The following is a 7,409-nucleotide window of genomic DNA, read 5'->3' on the forward strand; positions in this document are numbered from 1 at the left end:
TCAGTCGAATCAAGTATGCTTACTCTGTAATGTTCCATGGCTTAAAAATCCGCGTGTTCCCGCTCTGGTTGTGCCTGTTTTTGGCGCCGATGGCGTCGGCGGCCGTCGAGCTCGAAACCATGCGCATTGTGCAGTCGCCAAGCCACACCCAGCTTGTGGTGCAATTGAGCGGACCGGTCAAGCACTCGCTGTTCGACTTGGATAGGCCAGCGCGAGTCGTACTGGATCTTGAACGCACCCGGCTTGAAGCGCCGACCGTGCCGCCCGCGGCGGGCTTCATCAAAAAGGTGCGTACCGGTAAGCCCGACAAGCAGACTCTTCGCGTGGTGCTGGATTTAACTGAATCGGTCAAGATGCGCAGCTTTCAGCGCACGCCCGAAGAGGGCAATCGGCACGAGTTGGTCGTAGAGCTTTATTCTGGCGCGACCCGTGAGCCGGTCAAAACAGCGGCGCAGTCGACCCATGGTCGAGACGTGATCGTTGCGATCGACCCGGGACACGGCGGCATCGATCCGGGCGCGCTGGGTAAAAAAGGCACACGCGAAAAGGATGTGGTGCTGGCGATCTCGCGGCGGTTGCAAAAAGCGATTTCAAAACACCCCGGTTTTAAAGCGGTATTGATCCGCGACAAAGACGAGTTTCTCCGTCACCGCGATCGCATGCGCATTGCACGTGAAAAACGGGCCGACCTATTTGTTTCAATTCATGCCGATGCCTTCAAAGATGCCCGCGCACACGGCTCGACGGTATACGTACTGTCCGAACGCGGGGCGAGCAGTGAAGCGGCCCGCTGGCTTGCTGAGCGGGAAAACGCCGCCGATCTGATGGGAGGCGTGTCACTGGGTGACAAGGATGATGTGCTGGCGTCGGTGCTGCTCGATTTGTCGCAGACTGCGACGCTCGATATGAGCATCGAGGCGGGCAATCATGTGGTGAAAGAACTTGGCAAAGTCGGGCGCGTGCGTCGAGTTAAAGTGCAGCACGCTGGCTTTTTGGTTCTGAAGAGCCCGGATATCCCCTCGATTCTTGTTGAGACTGCCTTTATTTCCAATCCGAATGAAGAGCGGCGCTTACGTCAAGCGGAGTCTCAGCAGGCTTGGGCGGACGCGATCACAGATGGGGTTGTCAAGTATTTTCATGCCAATCCGCCCACGGGCACACTCGTCGCCGAGCGGCAGCGTCTTGATCGACCACAGGAGATTGCCTACACCATCGCGCGCGGTGACACGCTGTCCGGTATTGCCGATCGCTTCAATGTTCGCCTTCGATCACTTCGCAAAGTGAACAACATTCGCGGTGATCGAATCCGCGTAGGCCAGGTTATTCGTATTCCCGGCAGTTCCTGATTGCTCCACGGATTTTCCACAGTTATCGTGGCCGCGCTCGGCGGCGGGGATGTTTTTACGCGCTTTAAATAGGTATATTGCGGTCCAGTTTCTCAGGTACTGCTATGCCAATTCTCGCGCTCCCTGACCATCTCGTTAACCAAATCGCGGCGGGCGAAGTCGTCGAGCGGCCCGCGTCCGTTTTAAAAGAGCTGATGGAAAATGCGTTGGACGCGGGTGCCACGCATGTCAGTGTGGACGTTGTCGAGGGTGGGATCAAACGCCTCAAGGTGCGTGACGATGGTAGTGGTATCGCTCCGGATGAATTACCGATGGCGGTCGCGCGACATGCGACGAGTAAAATTGCCACACTCGATGATTTGATTAACGTGTCGTCGTTGGGGTTTCGCGGTGAAGCTTTGCCGAGTATCGCCTCGGTATCGCGTTTGAATATTGCTTCTCGCACGTCTGATTATGATCATGGTTTTGAAATCAGTGTGCGCAACGGGGAATGCAGTGATCCAGCGCCGTTGCCACACCCTGCGGGCACCACGATTGACGTGCAGGATCTGTTTTATAACGTACCAGCACGCCGCAAGTTTCTTCGCACAGTCAAAACAGAATACTCACACATTGAGCAGGTGTTTACTCGCGTTGCGCTGAGCAATTTTCCCGTGGCATTCACATTGACTCATAATGGACGTGTGACGCGTAATTTGCCGATGGCCACTACGCGCGAGGCGATGGAGAAACGACTCGCAACGCTGATCGGTGACGAGTTTGTTGAGCAGTGTTTTCACATTGAGAATCACTCGTCAACACTGCGGCTTTCGGGGTGGATCGCTGTGCCCACGTTTTCGCGCAGCCAAGCCGATCGTCAGTACTTTTTTCTTAATGGCCGCATGATTCGCGACAAGGTGATCAGTCATGCAGTACGGCTCGGTTATCAGGACGTATTGTTTCATGGGCGTCATCCGGCGTATGTGTTGTCGTTAACGCTCGATCCGTCAAAAGTGGATGTCAATGCGCACCCAACCAAAATGGAAGTACGGTTTCGCGATAGTCGGGCCGTGCACGAATTCGTGTTTCGAACCGTTGAGCAGGCCCTGTCGAAAACACGTCCCGGGTCGGGTGTTGATCCTGTTCAAGCAAATCCGCGTGCACTCACCCATGATGTGAGTGGTATGGCCTACACCACTGGCGCGTTGTCGCTGCGTCCAGGCGGCTCGGTAGCGGACTCGCGCGACTTCTATCGGCAGATGACCAGCGCCGACATCGCGAACGCCATTGGCGATGAACGCGCGTCGGGGGAACGGCGCTCGCCCGCCGTGCTGGATGCGGATGACGATATGCCGCTGGGCGTCGCGCTAGCCCAATTACACGCGATTTATATTTTAGCCCAGAACCAACAAGGCTTAGTGGTGGTCGACATGCACGCAGCGCACGAACGTATTACGTATGAACGGCTCAAGAAGCAGCACGAGCAAGGTGGTGTCGCCTCGCAAGCCTTGCTCTTCCCGTTGTCGGTTTCGGTGTCCTTGCAAGAAGCCGATTTTGTCGAAAACGAATTGCTGGAGTTTAAGTCGCTCGGCTTTGACATCGATCGATCCGGCCCGGAACAGGTGACCCTGCGAGCTGTGCCGCTTGTGTTGGAGGGCAGTAACGCCGAAGCGCTTGTGCGCGATGTGCTTGCCGATTTGGTTGCAGAAGGGTCAAGCGGTCGGCTGCGTCAGGAGATTAATGACGTGTTATCGACGATGGCCTGTCACGGTTCTGTGCGCGCCAACAGGAAGCTCACGATCGACGAGATGAACGCCCTGTTGCGCACGATGGAGGAGACCGAGCGGGCTGATCAATGTAATCACGGCCGGCCTACCTGGACGCAGCTGAGCATCCACGATCTGGACCGTTTGTTTTTGCGCGGTCGATAAACGACATGCGTCACCTACCGGTTGTGTTTGTGATGGGGCCGACGGCCTCAGGCAAAACATCGCTCGCGATGGAGCTTGTGCAACGATTGGATGCCGACATCATCAGCGTTGACTCGGCGATGATCTATCGCACAATGGACATCGGGACCGCTAAGCCCACAGCGGATGAATTGGCCCGCGCGCCACACGCGCTGATTGATCTATTGGATCCTTCGCAATCGTGGTCGGTGGGCGAATTTTGCGCCTCCGCCCAGTCGCTCATCGAACGCAGTCATCGCCAAGGGCGTGTTCCGCTGCTCACGGGTGGCACGATGATGTATTTTCGGGCGTTTGAGTCTGGGCTCAATGCGCTGCCGCAGGCCGATGCCGATACTCGCGCACAGATCAATCAACAGGCCGACACGGTCGGGTGGCCAGCCTTGCATGCCGAACTCGAGCGCCTTGATCCAGAGGCCGCAGCCCGGATCCACCCTAATGATGCACAGCGCATTCAGCGAGCGCTGGAGGTGTTTAGGGTGAGCGGTCGCCCGATCAGTGCAATACACAATGAAACGACTCACCCACTGCCGTATCCCGTGCTCAAATTTGCGCTGTCAGTCGGTGAACGATCGACCCTGCACGAGCGGATTCATCAGCGCTTTGATCAGATGATCGAGTTGGGGTTTGTGGATGAGGTGGCGTCTCTCCACGCCCGAGGCGATCTTCACGCCGATCTGCCATCGATCCGTTGCGTGGGTTACCGACAGCTGTGGGCCTACTTGGAGGGTGACATCGGTTTGGCAGACGCGATAACGCGCGGTAAGACCGCGACGCGTCAATTGGCCAAGCGCCAGCTTACTTGGTTGCGCAGCTCGCGCGACCTTACTACGGTCGATCCGCTGAGTCCTAGCGCTGCGCAGACCGTGGCGGAAGTTATCCAAGCCGCCGTGGGTTAAGCGAGACCGAGTCGGTTAATCCAAGAATACGATACCGTGATACCGCCCGCCACGGCGCCATGAACCTCGCCAGAAAATCCCCCTTACACGTTCGACTCAGGCCGTGCGATGCGGACAGACGCCTCTGCCGGTTCGACACGGACCGTTCGACGCGGACAGTTCGACGTGGACAGGCACACCGTTCGACTCAGACGGTCGGGCCGGTTCGACCTGGACAGGCACGCCGTTCGTCTCGGATAGGCATGCCCGCCTGTCGTGAGGTCAGATGACACCACGTTGGACTCATGTTGGATTCACAGTGGACGGATTCACATTGGACAGTCACTCGGTGTCGAACACGCGATGACCAGCCCGGGTCGAACAGCTTGGACAGTCACACACTCTTGTCACCAATACGCTGAGGTCGCCCGCCGGACAGTCACATCGAAGTGCCAAGCGCTTAGCAATGGATAGTCATCTCGCGAGCACCGGGAATACGCTACGTGATCTGCGGAGACTAGACCGAAGGTCTCTGAGTGCGGTCAAGTTTTAAGGTGCGGTGCTATCTGACTAAGTGGATACCCTGAACTTGAGCGCATCGGTATCGCGGTTGTCTGTACAACGTAGCGCTCGCGACTGGCGAGGCGGTCAACAACAACAAAACACGGAAGATGAATTCAAATGCGGTTCAATTGCCGTGGTTTGGCCGAAATTAAATACATTTCGTCCGATTCGATTAATGCGTCGTGGTGTGTCCAGATTTGTCCGTTATTTTGCGAAAAACACTGGTGTTGCGGGGCATGCCCTATGCTAGACTTCCAGCGTGGGGTTCATGGATGAGCTGCAACCACCGCGGACTAAAAAACCAAATTCCAATAACACGACTTATAAGAAAGCCTCCAAAGGAGAATCCCATGGCAAAAGGGCAATCCCTTCAGGACCCATTTTTGAACGCGCTTCGACGCGAAAAAATTCCGGTATCTATTTATCTGGTGAACGGCATTAAATTGCAGGGGCAAATCGACTCGTTCGATCAATTTGTTGTTTTGCTTAAAAATAGCGTAAGCCAGATGGTCTACAAACACGCCATTTCAACGGTGGTTCCGGCGCGGAATGTGCGTCTGGGTTCGGACGACGGCGACGCGGATGCGCAAAGCGGCGACTGACGTCGTTCGGCGGGTTTTCGATAGAGGGTGAATGATTGTTTGAACGCCCGGGCGTCGGTAATCGCGCCGTTCTAGTGAATGTGGGTCTAGAAGCCCCCCTCGAAGACCGCGAAATCACTGAATTTCAAGATCTTGCCACAGCGGCAGGCGCGGAGTGCGTGGGCCATGTCGACACGTTACGGAAGCGGCCCGATCCTCGTTATTTCGTCGGTACGGGTAAGGTTGACGAGATTGTTGAGCAGATCCGGCGCGGAAACGCGGATTTGGTGCTGTTTAATCAAGGCCTGACCCCCGCGCAAGAGCGCAACTTAGAGCGGCGGTTTCGCTGTCGGGTACTCGATCGAAGCGGGCTCATTCTGGACATTTTTGCCCAGCGAGCCCGCAGCCATGAGGGTAAGCTCCAGGTTGAGCTGGCTCAGTTGAGGCATTTATCGACCCGCTTGGTTAGAGGGTGGACACACCTTGAGCGACAAAAAGGTGGCATTGGCTTGCGCGGTCCAGGTGAAACGCAGCTGGAAACCGACCGACGCCTCATCGGGGCGAGGATTAAATCGCTTAATGATCGACTCGCCCGCGTGGGCAAACGACGCGCCCAGAATCGGCGCAACCGGCAGCGGGCGGGCGTGCCGGTGGTGTCGCTCGTGGGGTATACCAACGCCGGTAAATCGACCTTGTTCAACCGGCTTACAGATGCTGGGATTTATGTTGCAGATCAGTTGTTTGCGACGCTCGATCCCACTTTGCGGCGCGTCGAACCGGCACAGGGGTCACCCTTTGTTCTCGCGGATACAGTCGGGTTTGTTGAGAGTTTGCCGCATGAGCTAGTAGCGGCGTTTCGGTCTACCCTCGAGGAGACGCTCGATGCGACGCTCCTACTTCATGTGGTCGACGCGAGCGACCCTGAGCGGCGCGAACGCATCTCTCAGGTAAACGGCGTGCTGCGTGATATAGGTGCTGAAGATATCCCTCAACAGATTGTTTTCAATAAAATTGACTTGTTAAATGAGACGGACGTCCCCATGACAGACCCAGAGCAGGGCGTGGTGTGGGTGTCCGCCGAGCGGGGCGATGGTATTGATGGCCTGCTGGGCCGCATCGATCATGAGCTGCGTGGCAAGCGACGGCAGGGTTGGATGCAGATTGCCGGAAGCGAGGGACGGCTACGGGCCGCTCTTTATGAATTGAAAGCCGTTCTGGATGAGCAGACACTTGAGAACGGCGATTTAGTACTCAGTCTTGATCTCGATGAACAATCTATTCGTCGAATACAGCGGGAACAGGCTGTAGTATTACCAGTCCAACTCGGGGCGACACCCGCGTTGGCCACACTTCACACTACGACAAGGCATTAACCCTTATGGCATGGAACGAACCTGGCAAAGATAACGATCCCTGGAAGCGGCCTGGCAATAACAATCAGCGCCCTCCTGAGCTCGATGAGGTAGTCAAAAAGTTGCAGAAACGATTTGGCTCGGTGCTTGGCGGTAATGGCGGTGGCTCCGGCGGCGATGTGCCACCGGTCCCAGGTGTTGTCAAAGCACTGATCGCGTTCGGTCTGTTGTTGGCAATTGCTGCCGCATCGGCATTTCGCGTGGATGCTGGCGCCATAGGGGTGGTACAGCGGTTTGGTGAATTTGTAAAAGAGGCTCAGCCAGGTCTTAATTGGCGTGTCCCAGTGATCGACACCGTCACGATTGTGCGCGTAGACCTGTCTCAAGAGTTTGATACGCAAAACGAGATGCTAACCGGTGACGCCAACATCATTAATGTAAGCCTTAACGTGCAATATCGACACGCCACAGCCAAAGACTATGTCTTCAATGTTCGAGCGCCGGATGAAACACTACAGTACGTGACGGACGCCGCCATTCGTGCGGTCGTGGGTAAATACAAACTTGAGGATATCCAGCGCGACAAGCGAGACCAGGTCGCGTCGGAAACCAAAGACCTGCTTCAAGGCAACTTAGACCGGTATGGCAGGAGGATTAGTTGATTGCTCTTCCTGTTGCTGCCGGTTTCTTTCTGCCAAATCCTCTTCGACACTTGTCTTAAGTTGCTCCACCTCCTCCTGTA

General features: G+C 56.1%; 6 protein-coding genes. All 6 read left to right on the forward strand.

All coding sequences use genetic code 11. The features are described 5' to 3' along the window. The first annotated feature begins 29 nt into the window (after positions 1–29). Positions 30–1,346 carry an N-acetylmuramoyl-L-alanine amidase gene (locus AAF465_13025; GenBank protein ID MEM7083646.1) on the forward strand — a complete coding sequence of 439 codons (1,317 nt, stop codon included), beginning with the start codon at positions 30–32 and terminating at the stop codon, positions 1,344–1,346. Between the two features lie 104 nt (positions 1,347–1,450). Next, the gene (mutL, locus tag AAF465_13030; GenBank protein MEM7083647.1) at positions 1,451–3,256 is read left to right on the forward strand and encodes a DNA mismatch repair endonuclease MutL; all 1,806 of its coding nucleotides are present in this window, start codon (positions 1,451–1,453) and stop codon (positions 3,254–3,256) included. A gap of 5 nt (positions 3,257–3,261) precedes the next feature. Then, complete coding sequence (gene miaA, locus AAF465_13035) at positions 3,262–4,191, forward strand: tRNA (adenosine(37)-N6)-dimethylallyltransferase MiaA (protein MEM7083648.1); 930 nt, start codon at positions 3,262–3,264, stop codon at positions 4,189–4,191. Positions 4,192–5,084: 893 nt separating this feature from the next. Beyond that, a complete protein-coding gene (gene hfq, locus AAF465_13040) occupies positions 5,085–5,336 on the forward strand; it encodes an RNA chaperone Hfq (GenBank protein ID MEM7083649.1) in 252 nt (83 codons plus the stop codon). A gap of 35 nt (positions 5,337–5,371) precedes the next feature. Continuing rightward, entirely contained in the window at positions 5,372–6,688 is a 1,317-nt protein-coding gene (gene hflX / locus AAF465_13045; protein MEM7083650.1) for a ribosome rescue GTPase HflX, read from the forward strand. Between the two features lie 5 nt (positions 6,689–6,693). Continuing rightward, positions 6,694–7,329: a protease modulator HflK gene (locus tag AAF465_13050; protein ID MEM7083651.1), complete on the forward strand. Its 636-nt coding sequence runs from the start codon at positions 6,694–6,696 to the stop codon at positions 7,327–7,329. Positions 7,330–7,409: the final 80 nt, after the last annotated feature.

It is taken from the genome of Pseudomonadota bacterium (assembly GCA_039028935.1).
Classification (GTDB): domain Bacteria; phylum Pseudomonadota; class Gammaproteobacteria; order Steroidobacterales; family SZUA-146; genus SZUA-146.